Here is a 14,475-nt window from a genome sequence, read left to right on the forward strand (position 1 = left end):
GCGTTTGCCCCCTTCAGCGCGGCCAGCAGGCGTCGGGCTGTTCGGCGCCCCCGGCGTCCCGGCCCAAGGTGTGGATGGCGCCGGCCTCCAGCCGGAGTGTCAATACCTGGCACTGGCGGTCCCCCGTCTGGCTGCCCTGCGCGATGGCCTCGAGCGTGTAGCGCGTCGCGTCCGCCTGCGCGATGCGCAGCCGGTAGAGGCTGCTGCGCGTCAACGGCGACTGCGCCAGGTCCTCCAGCCGGTCGGCATAACGGGGGTGGCCGGACCTGAAGCGCTCCTGCGCCAGCTGGAGCGCCAGCAAGGCCTCCCGCGCTTCGGCGCGCCGTCCTTTCAGGACGTGCTCGCGGAAACTCGGCAGCGTCAGCACGGCGAGGACGGCCAGGATCGCCATCACGATCACGATCTCGATCAACGAGAAGCCCCGCGTCCTCATGCGCACCTCGGCAGGCGGCTCGCGGTGCCCTCGGCCGCGCAACTGCGCACGCGACCGGTGAGGCTGACGATGTGGCGGATCGCGCCGATGCCTTCCATGCGGACCTCGACCGTGCCGCTCACCGACACGGTGCCCTGGCGGCCGCTGAAGAGCATCGACGGCACGTTGGACACCACCTCCGGCTGGCCGCGGCCTCGTGTCCAGCGCATCTGCTTGATGGCCTGGGCACCGGCGTCGCAGACCGGCGGGGTGTCCATCCGGCAGCCACAGCCGCCGAGGGGGCCGGTGTGCAGCACGTAGCAGCGTCCGCTGCCGGCCACCGGGGACTCGTCGCCGCCAAAGCGCAGGATCACATTGCGCGCGCCCTGGATGGCCTCGCTGCGTGCCAGCTGAAGGTCGCCAAGGACAGCCTGCGCGCTGTTGGCGAGCCGCTGGCGCCAGAGCCAGTCGCGCATGTCGGGGCCGGCGAGCATCGCCGCGAGCGCGACGATCGCGATCGACACGAGCAACTCGATCAGGCTGAAGCCGCGACCGTCGCCCGGTGGCACGGGGCCATCGCGGAATGCGGGCACGGGAAGGGCGGGGACGGGAAGAGGGAGGGGAAGGGCAGTGGGCACGTCGGTCTCCGGAAGAGTTGCCAGGAACTCTAGGGAGACACGCGTCGCGGCGCTTCGCCTTCAGGTGGGAAAAGCCGGCCCGCTGAAGGGGGCCGGCTTTTGGGGGGCTCAGATGTCCCGGATCAGCTGCCGGAACTCGTCGACGTCCTCGAACGAGCGGTACACCGATGCGAAGCGCACGTAGGCCACCTTGTCGATGCGCTTGAGCTCGCGCATCACATGCTCGCCGAGCTTGGTCGACGGGATCTCGCGGGCGCCGCTGCTCAGCAGCTTCTCCTGGATGCGTTCCAGCGCGGCGTCGATCTGCTCGATGCTGACGGGACGCTTGCGCAGCGCCAGCGTCATCGACGCGCGCAGCTTGCCCATGTCGAAGTCGGCGCGCGTGCCGTCCTTCTTCACGACCATGGGCAGCGCGATCTCCGCGCGCTCGTAGGTCGTGAAGCGCTTGTCGCAGGACTGGCAGCGCCGACGGCGACGCACCACGTCGCCTTCATCCGATTCGCGGGTCTCCGAGACTTGCGTGTCGCCGTGACCGCAGAAGGGGCAACGCATGCGCCGCGGGCTCCGCTCAGCGGTAGACCGGGAACTGACGGGTCAGTTCGGCCACCTTGTCGCGCACGCGGGCCAGGTTGGCCTCGTCATGCGGGTTGTCCAGCACGTCGGCGATCAGGTGGGCGGTCGCGCGGACCTGCTCCTCCTTGAAGCCGCGGGTGGTCATCGCCGGCGTGCCCAGGCGGATGCCGCTGGTGACCATGGGCTTCTGCGGGTCGTTGGGGATGCCGTTCTTGTTGCAGGTCATGTGGGCGGCGCCCAGGATGGCCTCGGCTTCCTTGCCGGTCAGGTTCTTCGGACGCAGGTCCACCAGCATCACGTGGCTCTCGGTGCCGCCGGAGACGATGCGCAGGCCGCGCTCGATCAGCGTCTGCGCCAGCACCTTGGCGTTGGCGACGACCTGCTGCTGGTAGGCCTTGAATTCCGGCGACAGCGCTTCCTTGAAGGCCACCGCCTTGCCGGCGATGACGTGCATCAGCGGACCGCCCTGGATGCCGGGGAAGATCGCCGAGTTGATCTTCTTGGCGATCGCTTCGTCGTTGGTCAGGATGATGCCGCCGCGCGGGCCGCGCAGGCTCTTGTGCGTCGTCGAGGTCACCACGTCCGCGTGCGTCAGCGGGTTCGGGTAGACGCCCGCGGCGATCAGGCCGGCGTAGTGCGCCATGTCGACCATGAAGTAGGCGCCGATCTCCTTGGCGATCCTGCCGAAGCGCTCGAAGTCGATGCGCAGCGAGTAGGCCGAGGCGCCCGCGATGATCAGCTTGGGCTTCTTCTCGCGCGCCAGCGCTTCCATCGCGTCGTAGTCGATCTCCTCCTTGGCGTCCAGGCCGTAGGAGATGACGTTGAACCACTTGCCGCTCATGTTCAGCGCCATGCCGTGGGTCAGGTGGCCGCCTTCGGCCAGGCTCATGCCCATGATGGTGTCGCCCGGCTGCAGCAGCGCGAAGAACACGCCCTGGTTGGCCTGCGAGCCGCTGTTGGGCTGCACGTTGGCGAACTCGGCACCGTAGAGCTGCTTGAGGCGGTCGATCGCCAATTGCTCGACGACGTCGACGTATTCGCAGCCGCCGTAATAGCGCTTGCCGGGATAGCCCTCGGCGTACTTGTTGGTCAGCTGGCTGCCCTGCGCGGCCATGACCGCCGGCGAGGTGTAGTTCTCCGAGGCGATCAGCTCGATGTGTTCTTCCTGCCGCTGGTTCTCCTGCTGGATGGCGGCGAAGACTTCGGCGTCGACGTTGGCGAGGGTCTGTTGGGTGCGGTCAAACATGATTTGATGTCGGCTCAAGGGTTGGCGCCGCCCGCCCGGCGGCGCATCGGCGCGATCGCGGGGCGCGATGCGGCGACGGATGCCGGAACGACGGCGGCCCAGGCGAACGGCACGGACAGCCGGAGGAGACCCCGGCCGTTCGCGCTTCCCGGTGGTGACCCACCTCGGGCGACGCCTGCGCGGTGAAGGAATCATCACCGGACAGGGCGCCCTGATCGCCAGTTGCGCGAAGCGTGCAGTGTAGCCGCACCGGAGCGGGGCACGGCGCGGGTCGTGACATTGTTCCTGGCTGGAGGCACGCCGACGCGCCAATGAAAAAACGGGTTCCGAGGAACCCGTTTTTTCGAGGCGCGGTGGCTGGATCAGCGCATCACGGCGGTCATCGCGACCTGCTCGCCGCCGGTGGCCGGCGCTGAGGCCGGCTCGCGGATCGGGCGCGGCGCGGACGGGCTGACGTTGCGACCCTGGACCACCGCCTTGAGCAGGTCCTGCTCGGCCAGCACGCGGGCGGCGTAGCCGGTGTCGTCGGGCAGGTTGGTGGCGCCGACGTAACGACGCAGGCCTTCCTCGAGGCTGCCGGCGCGCTGGATGCATTCCTTGAGCACCTGCACGCCGACGCGCAGGTTGGTGATCGGGTCGAACGCGGCCAGGTTGCCGCCGAAGGCCTCGTACTTGTCGTCGTGGACGCGCGTCATCACCTGCATCAGGCCCTGTGCGCCGACGGCGCTCTGGGCGAAGGGGTTGAAGCCCGATTCGATCGCCATGATCGACAGGATCAGCGTGGGATCGACGCGCGCGCGCTGGCCCACGTCCCAGGCTTCCTTGACCAGGCGGCTCACCGGCTCCGGCGCCACGCGGTAGCGGCGCGCCAGGTAGTTGGCGACCAGCGCCTGCTGGCGGGTCAGCTCCTTGGGATCGACCGCGGTGGCGCGGGTGATCGCCTCGGGCTCGGCCATCAGCGCGAGCACGTCGCCGGAAGCCTCGACGCGCGCCTCGTGGCGGGCGTTGAGCCAGCCCAGCACCTGGCCTTCCAGTTGCTGGCGCAGGTCGGCCTGGCTGGCGAAGACCAGCCCGACGGCGACGACGGCGAAGCCCACCAGGGCGAGCGTGTTGTGGCTGACGACCAGCAAACCCTGGCCGATGTCCTTGATGAACAGCACCAGGGCGGCACGCGCCTGGCGGGGGAGGGATAGCAGGTCCGAACGCGCTGTCATGCGACTCCTTTCTCCGACCACGCCCGGTGTGTGCGGGACGAGTCGCAGATCGCGTTCACTCGTCGGACGCACCCTTGGGGGTGGCGATAATGGGCCGGTTCGGGCGTTGTCGGCGGCTCGGAGGGCTCTCAGAGGGCTCCGGGCGCTTGGCGCGACAGACGGGCGATCCAGCGTCCATTGGCAGCGGACCGGTTTCGCCGTCCCAAAGGCGAAGACCGGGATAACCCTGGGGGCCAGGGCAGGGCGCGATTCTATGGATCAACAATAACCCGTCAATAGTATGGGCCTTGTTCATCAAAACTTTTGGTTATGAAGTACCGAGATCTGCGTGACTTTGTGGGCGCTTTGGAAGGCATGGGGGAACTGCGTCGGGTGACCGATCCGGTGTCGCCGGTCCTGGAGATGACGGCCCTCAGCGACCTGGTGCTGAGGGCGGAAGGGCCGGCCTTGCTGTTCGAGCGGCCCACCGGCCATCGCATGCCGGTGCTGGCCAACCTGTTCGGCACGCCGCGCCGGGTGGCGCTGGGCATGGGCGCGGAGTCGACCACCCAATTGAGGGAGGTCGGCCAGTTGCTGGCGACGCTCAAGGAGCCGGAACCGCCGCGCGGCATGCGCGACCTGGGCAAGCTGGCGCAGATGGGCAAGGCGCTGTGGGACATGAAGCCGGCGCTGGTCAAGCGGCCGGTCTGCCAGGAACAGGTGGTCGAGGGCGCGGCCGTCGACCTCAAGCAGCTGCCCATCCAGACCTGCTGGCCAGGCGACATCGGCCCGCTGCTGACCTGGGGCCTCGTGGTGACGCGCGGACCGCAGCGGATCGCCAACCCCCGGTTGCGCCAGAACCTGGGTATCTATAGACAGCAGCTGATCGGCCGCCGGCAGCTGATCATGCGCTGGCTGGCGCATCGCGGCGGCGCCCTCGATTTCCGCGACTTCGCGATCGCGAATCCGGGACAGCCTTTCCCGATCGCGGTGGCGCTGGGCGCGGACCCGGCGACGACGCTCGGGGCGGTGACGCCGGTGCCGGACACCCTGTCCGAATACCAGTTCGCCGGGCTGTTGCGCGGCTCCCGGACGGAGGTCGCCGACACGCAGGTCGGCGAGGCCGGCCGGATGCTGCAGGTGCCTGCGACGTCGGAGATCGTGCTGGAGGGGCACATCCCGCCGGCGGCGCCCGGCTTCACCGGCCACAGCGAGGACGGCATCCCGCTCAAGGAGAAGGGCGGCTACCTGCACGCGCTGGAGGGGCCCTACGGCGACCACACCGGCTATTACAACGAGCAGGACTGGTTCCCCGTGTTCGAGGTGAACCGCATCACCCAGCGCGACGGCGCGATCTACCACTCGACCTACACCGGCAAGCCGCCCGACGAGCCGGCGGTGCTGGGCGTGGCGCTGAACGAGGTGTTCGTTCCGATCCTGCAGAAGCAGTTCCCGGAGATCGTCGACTTCTACCTGCCGCCGGAGGGCTGCAGCTACCGGATGGCGGTGATCTCGATCAAGAAGGCGTACCCGGGCCACGCGAAGCGGCTGATGTTCGGCCTGTGGAGCTACCTGCGCCAGTTCATGTACACCAAGTTCATCGTGATCGTGGACGAGGACGTGGACATCCGCAGCTGGCAGGACGTGATCTGGGCGATCACGACCCGCATGGATCCGGTGCGGGACACGACGCTGGTCGAGGGCACGCCGATCGATTACCTGGACTTCGCCTCGCCGGTCAGCGGACTGGGCGGGAAGATGGGCCTGGACGCGACCAACAAATGGCCGGGCGAAACCAGTCGCGAATGGGGTCGCGTCATCGAGATGCCGGCCGAGCACAAGGCCCGCGCGGCGGATCTCTATCAGCGTTTGTTCGGGGGCTAGGAATGTCCTGATTCCTAGGGGGCGCGGCTTGAATAGGCCGGATGGCCCACCTAAGGTTGTCAGGCCTTTCCGGCACTTCCTCTGGCGCAGTCTCTGCGCGCCAGGAGCCCTGCGGCAGATCGCCGCGGAGCCCCAAAGGCGGCTGGTCCGCCCACCCCCTCCCGTCCGGGATGCCCGGCGCGGAGGGGGTTTCTATTTGGGGCGGCTGCGCGATCCCGGCCCGGCGGATGGCCCGTTCAGTGGCCGGCCAGGTAGCCCAGCCATTCGTAGCCCAGGTAGCGCGCGCGGGCGGTGCCGTCCTGCGACGGCAGCAGGTCGCGCCATTCGAACCCGGACAGCGCCAGGCCCATGGGCGCCGGCACCAGTTCGACCCCGGGCGGCAGTTCCTCCCGGAAGGCGCGCAGCGCCCGGCGCATGTGGACGTCGTGCGTGACCAGCACGACGCGGCGCACGGGCTGGCCGCGGAGCAGCTCGGCGGTGTAGCGCGCGTTCTCGCGGGTGTCGGTGGCGCGATCCTCCTTCGCGGCAAGCTTGAAACCGAACTCCTGCGCCGCGGTGCGCTCGGCCAGCGCGGCCTCGGTCATGCGGTCCCCGGGCTCGTCGCGCGGCGTGCCGCCGGTGAAGATCAGCGGGATGCCGGTGCGGCGCGAGAGCCAGATGCCGTAGCGCAGCCGTTCGATCGACGCCGGCTTGAGCTGCGCGCTGCCGTACTCCGGCATCAGCCGGCGGGCGCCGCCGCCGAGCACGACGATGACGCTGTCCCCCGGCGGGATGTCCTGGAGCCGCTGGATCTGCACGGCCTGCTGCGGGCCGAGCAGGCGCTGCTGCAGCCACAGCGCGCCCAGTTCGGTGCTGCCGACCCAGACCGCGACCAGCCCGGCCGCGAAGAGCGCGCCCGACAACCACCGCCGGCGATGCCGCAGCCACCAGGCGAGCAGCAGCAGCGGAAAGGCGCCGGTGGGTGGCAGGAGGAAGGCAGCGACCGCGTGTATCAGGTCGTTCATCGGGAGCCGGGGATGGGTGTCAGGTGTTGAGGCCCGCCAGCATAATCAGCTTCCTTGACGATTCGACCGGTCCCGGCCGGCTGCGCCCGTGTTCTTCTCCGCTCTTCCCGTCTGGCCCCGGCGCGTCCTGCGCGCGCTCGTGGGCCTGGTGCTGTTCCTCGTGGCCCTGCTGCTGGTCGCGTGGATGGCATTGCCGATGTGGATCGAGCGGGCGGGCGTGCGGATCGCGACGGAGCAACTCGGCCGGACGGTGACGCTCGGCCGCGCCAGCTTCACGCCGTGGCGGCTGGCGCTGACGCTGGAGGACCTGAAGATCGCCGGCCCCGCGGCGCAGGCGCCGCCGCTGCTGGAGGTGCGTCGTGTCCGGGCGGCCCTGTCGCCACGCTCGCTCTGGCACCTGGCGCCGGTGCTGTCCTCGCTGACGGTGGAGGCGCCGCGCGGGCGCGTCGCGCTGCTGCCGGACGGCAAGACCGATCTGGACGACATCCTCGCCCGGCTGGCCGGGACGCCGAAGACGCCGCCGTCGCCGGACGACGGCCCGGCCGAGGCGGCGCTCTACAACATCGAACTGACCGACGGCGAATTCCGCCTGGACGACCGGACCGCCGGCATGGTCCATGAGCTCAAGGCGCTGCACCTGGGCATCCCTTTCCTGTCGACGCTCGACGCGGATGTCGAGGTGCATGTGCAGCCGCGCCTGTCCGGGCAGTTGAATGGCGTGGGATTCCAGAGCGAAGGCCAGGCGCAGCCGTTCGCGGACACCCGCAGCGCGAGCATGACCGTCAAGCTCGACGCGCTGGACCTGTCGGCCTATCGCGCCTACTGGCCCAAGTCGCTGCCGATGCGCCTGGCGCAGGGCCGGCTCGACACGCAACTGACGCTCGACTTCAAGCAGCCGCCCGGGCAGGCGCCCGAGGTCAAGATCAGCGGCCGCACCGCGCTGCGCGACCTGTCGCTGCAGCGTGGCGCCGGCGACGGCGTCTGGGCGGACTGGCTGCGCTGGCAGGCGCTGACCGTCGACCTGGCCGACGTCCAGCCGCTGAAGCGGCAGGTGATGCTGGGCGCGGTCACCTTGAAGCAGCCCGAGCTGTTGATGGGGCGCGACGCGCAAGGCCGGCTGTGGCTGCCGGACATGCCGGCGGCGCCCGCGCCGAAGCCGGTAGCGAGCGCAACCGCCGCCTCGGCGGCCGGTGCCTCGAGAACCGCCGCGGCGCCGTGGCGCGTCGGCGTCCAGCGCCTGGCGCTGGAAGGCGGCCGTGTCGGCTGGACCGATGAGACGCTGCGTCCGGCCGCCCGCTGGCGGGTGGACGCCCTGAGCGTGACCGGCAGCGGGCTGAACTGGCCGCTGGCGGCGAAGGCGGCGCCGGTCGAGATCACCGCCACCCTGGGCGCCGACGGCGCGGCGTCGCCCGCGACGGTCTCCGGCAAGGGCCAGGTCGGCGCGGCCGGCATCGCGCTGGACTGGGCCGTGAAGGACCTGGCGCTGGACGGGCTCGCGCCTTACCTGAAGGCGGCGACGCCGCTGGCCGTGCGCGGCCGATTCGCGACGCAGGGCACCGTGCGCGCCGGTCCCGGCGGCGAGGACGTCAAGCTGTCGCTGAAGGGGCTCAGCCTGGACGGCGTGGAGATCGCCGATGGCAAACAGCCGGTGCTGGCGCTCAAGCAACTGAGCCTGGACCAGGCGGAACTGGCCCTGGACAGCCGCCGGCTCAGCGCCGGCAAGCTCGCGCTGGTGGCGCCGCAGGCGCATCTGGGGCGCGACAAGGCGGGTCGATGGAGTTGGGAGGCCTGGACGGCCGCGTCGGCGCCGTCCCAGGGCGCGGGTGCCGCGACGGCCTCGCGCCAGCGCGCGCCAGAAACGCGGGGCGATCGCCTGACGCTGGATGCGCCCGAACACCGTGAGGTCGCGGCCGCACCGGTCCCCGCGCCGTGGACGGCGCAGGTCGCCGAGGTCACCGTCGAGGGCGGCAGCGCGACGCTGCTGGACCTGGCCACGCATGTGCTCGACGACGAGCCGGCCCGGCCGATCGGCCTGCAGGAACTGGCGCTGAAGCTTTCCGGCCTCGAGTGGGACGGGCGGCAGTTGCGCAAGCCGATGCCGGTCCAGTTGAGCGCCACCCTGCGCCGGCCCGACGCCACGCGGCGCAACCAGCGCGAGGTCCCGAAGTTCCGCTGGGACGGCCAACTGGCGCTGGCGCCGCTGAAGCTGTCCGGCAAAGTCAGCGCCGAGCACCTGCCGCTGCACTGGGCCGATCCCTACCTCGATCCGTCGATCGGCATCCACCTGCAGCGGGCCGAGGGCTCGATGCGCGGCAGCTTCGAGCTGGCCGAGACGCCCAAGGGGCCGTCGGTCGCGGCTGGCGGCGACCTGCTGATCGCCGATCTGCGCCTGCGCCAGGCCCGTCTGCAGGACGGCCGGCGGCGCTCGGCCGAGGAACTGCTGAGCTGGCAGGGGCTGAAGCTGGGTGGTTTGAGCCTGGCGCTCGCGGCGGGCGGCACGCCGGACCTGAAGATCCAGCAGGCGGTGCTCGACGAGTTCTACGCCCGGCTGATCGTCAACGAGCAAGGGCGCCTCAACCTGCGCGACCTGAACCAGACCGAGCAGGGGCAGGCGGTGGCCGCCGTGGCCGGCACGGCGGCGGCCTCGGCCCCGGTGGCGGCGACGGTGGCGCAGGCCACCTCGGCGCCCGCGCCGGCCACCGGTGCCGCGGCCGCCTCGTCCGCCGCCGGGCAGCCGCCGCTGCGGCTCAGCATCGCCGAGACCCGGCTCAACGGCGGCAAGGTCGATTTCAACGACCGGTTCATCAAGCCCAACTACAGCGCCAACCTGAGCGAACTGACCGGCACGCTGGGCGCGTTCTCGGCGGGCTCGCAGGAGATGGCGCCGCTGCAGCTCAAGGGCAAGGTCGAGGGCACCGGGCTGCTGGACATCAGCGGCCGCCTGAACCCGAGCGGGGCGCCGCTCGCGCTGGACATCACCGCCAGCGCCACCGACATCGAGCTCGCGCCGCTGTCGCCCTATGCCGGCAAGTACGCCGGTTATGCGATCGAGCGCGGCAAGCTCTCGACGCGCGTGCATTACGAGATCGAGCCGGGCGGCCGGCTGCAGGCCGACAACAAGATCGTGCTCAACCAGCTGACCTTCGGCGACCGCATCGACAGCCCGACCGCGACCAAGCTGCCGGTCAAGCTGGCGGTGGCGCTGCTCAAGGACCGGGACGGCGTGATCGACGTCAACCTGCCGGTCAGCGGCTCGCTCAACGATCCGGAGTTCAGCGTCGGCGGGCTGGTCGTCAAGCTCATCGTCAACCTGCTGACCAAGGCGCTGATGTCGCCGTTCTCGCTGCTGTCCGGCGGCGGCGGGGCGGAGATGAGCCAGCTCGAATTCCAGCCCGGCACGGCCGCGCTGCAGCCGGACGCGGCGAGGAAGCTCGAGCCGCTGACCCGGGTGCTGGCGGACCGCCCGGCGCTGCAGCTGAGCATCACCGGCTGGGTGGATCCGGCCGGCGAGCGCCGCGCGGCCCAGGCGGCGCGGCTCGAGGACGCGCTGCTCGCGGAACGGCGTCGCGAACTGCGGCGGGCGGCGGTGACACAGGCAGCGGGGCAGGCGGTGGGGCCGGCGACGGCGGCCTCCGCCGCGACCGACGCGCCGGTGACGCTGGACGAAACCCAGCGCGCGCGCCTGCTCAAGGTCGTCTACGACAACGCCAAGCTGCCCAACAAGCCGCGCAACTTCGTCGGCCTGACCAAGGACATCCCGGCCGAGCAGATGCGCGAGCTGCTGATGGACAGCTACACCGTCACCGACGAGCAGCTGCGGGAGCTGGCGCTGCAGCGCGCGGTCGCGGTGCGGGATGCGCTGATCGAGCGCGGCGTGCCGAACGCGCGCATGTTCCTGGCCTCGCCGAAGCTGCACGCGAAGGACGACGAGCGCGGCGCCGACAAGGACAAGCCCTGGCAGCCGCGCGTGGATCTGGCGCTCAGCGCACAGTGAGCGGGCGTCGCTCGCCTATGCTGGCGGGCTTGATTTCCGGGGCGCGCGCCCGATCTGAATCCGCCTGTCGCGGGAAGACTTCCCGCCAGCCTTGAGGACCTGCCATGACGACCACTCCGAATCCCGTTTCCCTGCCGGCCGGCGAGGACCTGATCACCCTCGGAGGCGGCTGCTTCTGGTGTACCGAGGCGGTGTTCCTGCGCGTCAAGGGCGTGCTGGGCGTCGAGTCGGGCTACACCAACGGCCAGGTCGCGCAGCCCAACTATGAGCAGGTCTGCTCCGGCAACACCGGTCATGCCGAGGTGGTGCGGGTGCGTTTCGACACCCGCGTCGTCAGCCTCGAGGATCTGCTGCAGGTGTTCTTCACCATCCACGATCCGACGACGTTGAACCGCCAGGGCGCGGACGTCGGCACGCAGTACCGCTCCGGCATCTACTACACGCGGCCCGAGCAGCTGGGCGTGATCCGGCAGGTGCTGGACGAGGCGCAGCGCGCCCATGGCGGCAAGGTCGTCACCGAGGTCCAGCCCGAGCAGAACTATTGGCCCGCCGAGGCCTATCACCAGGACTACTTCGCCAATCACCCGGAGCAGGGCTACTGCGCGTTCGTCGTCGCGCCCAAGGTCGACAAGTTCGCGAAGAAGTTCAAGGAACTGCTGAAGGACGAGGCGGCCGGCTGATGGCGTCGACGGACGCCGCCGCGCTGATCGCGAGCCACGGGCTGCGCTTCCGCTACGGGGCGTCCGCCGCGGCCGACCTGCACTTTCCCGACTTCGAGTTGCCGCGCGGCGGTCATCTGCTGCTGCGCGGCGCGTCGGGCAGCGGCAAGAGCACGCTGCTCGCCTTGATGGCCGGACTGCTGACCCCGACGGCGGGACGCCTGGCGATGGACGGGGCGGAGGTCGGCGCGCTCGCGCCGGCCGCGCGGGACGCCTGGCGCGGCGCCCATCTGGGCTTCATGCCGCAGCGTCTGCACCTGAGCGCCTCGCTGAGCGTGCGCGACAACCTCGCGCTGCCTTACGTCGCCGCCGGGCTCAAGCCCGACGACGCCCGGATCACGGCGCTGCTGGCCGAGCTGGGCATCGCGCCACTGCTGGACCGACGTCCGCATGCGCTCAGCCAGGGCCAGGCGCAGCGCGTGGCATTGGCGCGAGCGTTGCTGCGGGCGCCGCGTTTCGTGCTCGCCGACGAGCCCACCGCCAACCTCGACGACGAGGCCTGTGACGCCACGCTGGCGCTGCTGCGTCGCGTGGCGACGGAACACGGCGCCAGCCTGGTGATCGCCTCGCATGACGCCCGCATCGAGGCCGTCTGGAGCGAGTGGCCGGCGCTGCAACGGTTGAGGCTCACGCGCATGGGCAGCGCGGCGATGCCGCTGCCGACGTCGTGCGCCACCCCATGAGCCGGTCCCCGCTGAACCTGCCGCGCCTGGCGTGGCGATACCTCTGGGCGCGTCCGATGCTGACGGCGCTCAACCTGATGCTGCTGAGCCTGGGCCTGGCCGCGATCGGTTTCGTCGTGCTGGTCAGCGAGCAGCTGGAGCAAGGCCTTCGGCGCGATCTCGGCGGCATCGACCTGGTCGTCGGTGCCAAGGGCAGTCCGATGCAGATCCTGCTGGCAGGCGTGTTCCACCTGGACCAGTCGACGGGGAACATCCCGCTCGCCACCGTCTCGCAGCTGAAGGCGCAGCCGCTGGTGGCGCAGGCGGTGCCGATCTCGCTGGGCGACAGCTTCCGCGGCCATCGCATCGTCGGCACGACGGCGGACTACCTGGCGCTCTACCAGCTGGAGCTCGCCCAGGGCCGGCGCTGGACCGGGCCCATGCAGGCAGTGCTGGGCGCCGAGGTGGCGCGTCAGTCCGGGCTGAAGCCGGGCGACCGGTTCCACGGCACGCACGGCCTGGCCGGTGGCGGCGAGGAACACGAGCACCCCTATGAAGTGACCGGCGTCCTGGCGCCGACGGGCGGCGTGGTCGACCGGCTGGTGCTGACGGACCTGGCCTCGGTCTGGGAGGCCCATGCGGCGCATGGGCACGCGGCGAAGTCGGCCCGCGAATCGAAGGGCAGGGGCCACGACGATCACGCCAGCGACCGCGACGACGCCAGCGACCGCGACCGCGACCGCGCCGAGGATCACGGCCACGCCGCGGACCACGAGCACGAGCACGAGCACGAGCACGAGCACGACCGCGAGCACACCGGTGCTCACGCGGACGCCGCGCTCGAGGTCAGCATGGTGCTGGTGCGCTACCGCAGTCCGCTGGCCGCGGTGATGCTGCCGCGCTGGGTCAACGCGCAGGCGGGGTTACAGGCCTCGGTGCCGGCGCTGGAGACCGCGCGGCTGCTGAGCATGGTCGGGGTCGGCGTGGACGTGCTGCGCGGCTTCGGGGGTGTGCTGCTGCTGGCGGCGGCGCTGTCGGTGCTGGTAGCGCTGCTGCACGCGGTGCGCGAGCGCCAGGGCGACCTCGCGATGCTGCGGATGCTCGGTGCGACGCCGGCCCGCGTCGCCGGCCTGATCGCGCTGGAGGCGCTGATGCTGGCCTCGCTCGCGACTCTGCTGGCGCTCGGACTCGCCCATGGCTTCGCGGCCGTGCTCGGCGCGGTGCTCGCGCAGCAGCAGTCGGTGCGGATCTCCGGCGCCTGGGTCTCGGCCTGGGAGGCGCTGGTGCCGGCGCTCGCGCTGGGCCTGGCGCTGATCGCGGCGGCCTGGCCGGCCTGGCGCGGTTACCGGCTCGACGTGACGGAGCTGCTGCAGACGCCGCGTTGAGCGGCGGACCGCAAGCGGCGGGCAGTGGGGCGAGCGCTGCGCCCCCACGCGACGGGCTCGGCGCAACGCGTCGCGAATCGGCGAGGCGAGTTGAGGGGGCCAGGCGAGGCGAGGCACAATGTCGCGTTTCACGCGGCGCCGACGCCGCGTTCACGCCGACGCCCCGACGCCCGATGTCCTCACGAACCGTCATCGCCATCGCCATGCCGCGCCTTCCTGGAAGCGCGCTCGCCTGCGTGGCGATCGGCATGGCGGCGGCCACCTTCGTCGCCGCCGACCCGGTCCGGGCCCAGGCGTCCTCGCCGGGCACCGCGATCCCGATGGGCTCGGGCCCCGGCTACCACGATCCCCGCGGCCCCTTCAAGCCGCTGCAGGAGGTCGAGGGCGTCGTCAGCTGGAAGCTGCTGTCCTCGGTCACGGTCAAGGCCGACAAGAGCAAGGTCATCCCGACCTTTCCCTCCGGCGTGCTCGCGCTGGACAAGCGCACCGTGAAGATCCAGGGTTTCATGATGCCGCTCGAGCCGGGCGACAAGCAGAGCCACTTCCTGCTGTCGTCGGTGCCGACGAGCTGCTCCTTCTGCGTGCCCGCCGGCCCTGAAGGTCTGGTGGAAGTGCGCAGCAAGACGCCGGTGCGCTACACGCTGGAGGTCGTGACCGTCGAAGGCCAGATGGCGGTCCTCAACGACGACCCCTACGGCATGTTCTACCGCGTCACGCAGGCCGTGCCCGCGGCGCGCTGAACGCGCCCACGACCGACCCCACGCT

Annotated in this window: 12 protein-coding genes and 1 riboswitch; of the genes, 6 read left to right on the forward strand and 6 right to left on the reverse strand. The window is 70.9% G+C overall.

Annotated features, from left to right (window positions below):
- Positions 1-13: 13 nt before the first annotated feature.
- The 5 genes from BM393_RS08655 to BM393_RS08675 all read right to left on the reverse strand — a co-directional run bounded on the left by BM393_RS08655 (position 14) and on the right by BM393_RS08675 (position 4,083).
- On the reverse strand, positions 14-433 hold the full coding sequence (locus BM393_RS08655; RefSeq protein WP_091724381.1) for a type IV pilin protein: 420 nt from the start codon (positions 431-433) through the stop codon (positions 14-16).
- Positions 430-1,005, reverse strand: a complete 576-nt coding sequence (locus BM393_RS08660) for a GspH/FimT family pseudopilin (RefSeq protein ID WP_217648401.1) — start codon at positions 1,003-1,005, stop codon at positions 430-432. Before BM393_RS08660 ends, BM393_RS08655 begins: the two co-directional genes overlap by 4 nt.
- Before the next feature lie 153 nt (positions 1,006-1,158).
- The gene (gene nrdR / locus BM393_RS08665; protein WP_091724383.1) at positions 1,159-1,602 is read right to left on the reverse strand and encodes a transcriptional regulator NrdR; all 444 of its coding nucleotides are present in this window, start codon (positions 1,600-1,602) and stop codon (positions 1,159-1,161) included.
- Between the two features lie 16 nt (positions 1,603-1,618).
- Positions 1,619-2,869 (reverse strand): serine hydroxymethyltransferase, encoded by a 1,251-nt coding sequence (glyA, locus tag BM393_RS08670; protein WP_091724384.1) that lies wholly within the window; start codon positions 2,867-2,869, stop codon positions 1,619-1,621.
- Positions 2,870-2,958: 89 nt separating this feature from the next.
- Positions 2,959-3,105, reverse strand: a riboswitch (ZMP/ZTP riboswitch).
- 126 nt (positions 3,106-3,231) lie between these two features.
- Positions 3,232-4,083, reverse strand: coding sequence for a lytic transglycosylase domain-containing protein (locus BM393_RS08675; RefSeq protein WP_091724385.1), 852 nt, complete (start codon positions 4,081-4,083; stop codon positions 3,232-3,234).
- A gap of 309 nt (positions 4,084-4,392) precedes the next feature.
- Here BM393_RS08675 and BM393_RS08680 point away from each other — a divergent pair, with 309 nt between their 5' ends.
- Positions 4,393-5,946: a UbiD family decarboxylase domain-containing protein gene (locus BM393_RS08680; protein ID WP_091724386.1), complete on the forward strand. Its 1,554-nt coding sequence runs from the start codon at positions 4,393-4,395 to the stop codon at positions 5,944-5,946.
- 236 nt (positions 5,947-6,182) lie between these two features.
- Here the strand turns inward: BM393_RS08680 and BM393_RS08685 are convergent, their stop codons facing one another.
- Entirely contained in the window at positions 6,183-6,950 is a 768-nt protein-coding gene (locus BM393_RS08685; RefSeq protein ID WP_091724387.1) for a YdcF family protein, read from the reverse strand.
- A gap of 88 nt (positions 6,951-7,038) precedes the next feature.
- Here BM393_RS08685 and BM393_RS08690 point away from each other — a divergent pair, with 88 nt between their 5' ends.
- From BM393_RS08690 to BM393_RS08715, 5 genes are all read left to right on the forward strand, one after another.
- Positions 7,039-10,944: a DUF748 domain-containing protein gene (locus tag BM393_RS08690; RefSeq protein ID WP_091724388.1), complete on the forward strand. Its 3,906-nt coding sequence runs from the start codon at positions 7,039-7,041 to the stop codon at positions 10,942-10,944.
- A gap of 104 nt (positions 10,945-11,048) precedes the next feature.
- The gene (gene msrA, locus BM393_RS08695; RefSeq protein WP_091724389.1) at positions 11,049-11,624 is read left to right on the forward strand and encodes a peptide-methionine (S)-S-oxide reductase MsrA; all 576 of its coding nucleotides are present in this window, start codon (positions 11,049-11,051) and stop codon (positions 11,622-11,624) included.
- Positions 11,624-12,346, forward strand: a complete 723-nt coding sequence (locus BM393_RS08700; protein ID WP_091724390.1) for an ABC transporter ATP-binding protein — start codon at positions 11,624-11,626, stop codon at positions 12,344-12,346. The genes msrA and BM393_RS08700 overlap by 1 nt, the downstream gene beginning before the upstream one ends.
- Positions 12,343-13,710 carry an ABC transporter permease gene (locus tag BM393_RS26095; RefSeq protein WP_254783285.1) on the forward strand — a complete coding sequence of 456 codons (1,368 nt, stop codon included), beginning with the start codon at positions 12,343-12,345 and terminating at the stop codon, positions 13,708-13,710. Before BM393_RS08700 ends, BM393_RS26095 begins: the two co-directional genes overlap by 4 nt.
- A gap of 173 nt (positions 13,711-13,883) precedes the next feature.
- On the forward strand, positions 13,884-14,450 hold the full coding sequence (locus BM393_RS08715; RefSeq protein WP_254783287.1) for a DUF3299 domain-containing protein: 567 nt from the start codon (positions 13,884-13,886) through the stop codon (positions 14,448-14,450).
- The last annotated feature ends 25 nt before the right edge of the window (positions 14,451-14,475 follow it).

It is taken from the genome of Mitsuaria sp. PDC51 (assembly GCF_900113225.1).
GTDB lineage: Bacteria > Pseudomonadota > Gammaproteobacteria > Burkholderiales > Burkholderiaceae_C > Roseateles.

Excerpts from the sequence above, each read along its gene's own strand:
- BM393_RS08655 (WP_091724381.1), bottom strand. The coding sequence starts at position 433 with ATGAGGACGCGGGGCTTCTCGTTGATCGAGATCGTGATCGTGATGGCG.
- nrdR (WP_091724383.1), bottom strand. The coding sequence starts at position 1,602 with ATGCGTTGCCCCTTCTGCGGTCACGGCGACACGCAAGTCTCGGAGACC.
- glyA (WP_091724384.1), bottom strand. The coding sequence starts at position 2,869 with ATGTTTGACCGCACCCAACAGACCCTCGCCAACGTCGACGCCGAAGTC.
- BM393_RS08675 (WP_091724385.1), bottom strand. The coding sequence starts at position 4,083 with ATGACAGCGCGTTCGGACCTGCTATCCCTCCCCCGCCAGGCGCGTGCC.
- BM393_RS08680 (WP_091724386.1), top strand. The coding sequence starts at position 4,393 with ATGAAGTACCGAGATCTGCGTGACTTTGTGGGCGCTTTGGAAGGCATG.
- BM393_RS08685 (WP_091724387.1), bottom strand. The coding sequence starts at position 6,950 with ATGAACGACCTGATACACGCGGTCGCTGCCTTCCTCCTGCCACCCACC.
- msrA (WP_091724389.1), top strand. The coding sequence starts at position 11,049 with ATGACGACCACTCCGAATCCCGTTTCCCTGCCGGCCGGCGAGGACCTG.
- BM393_RS08700 (WP_091724390.1), top strand. The coding sequence starts at position 11,624 with ATGGCGTCGACGGACGCCGCCGCGCTGATCGCGAGCCACGGGCTGCGC.
- BM393_RS26095 (WP_254783285.1), top strand. The coding sequence starts at position 12,343 with ATGAGCCGGTCCCCGCTGAACCTGCCGCGCCTGGCGTGGCGATACCTC.
- BM393_RS08715 (WP_254783287.1), top strand. The coding sequence starts at position 13,884 with ATGTCCTCACGAACCGTCATCGCCATCGCCATGCCGCGCCTTCCTGGA.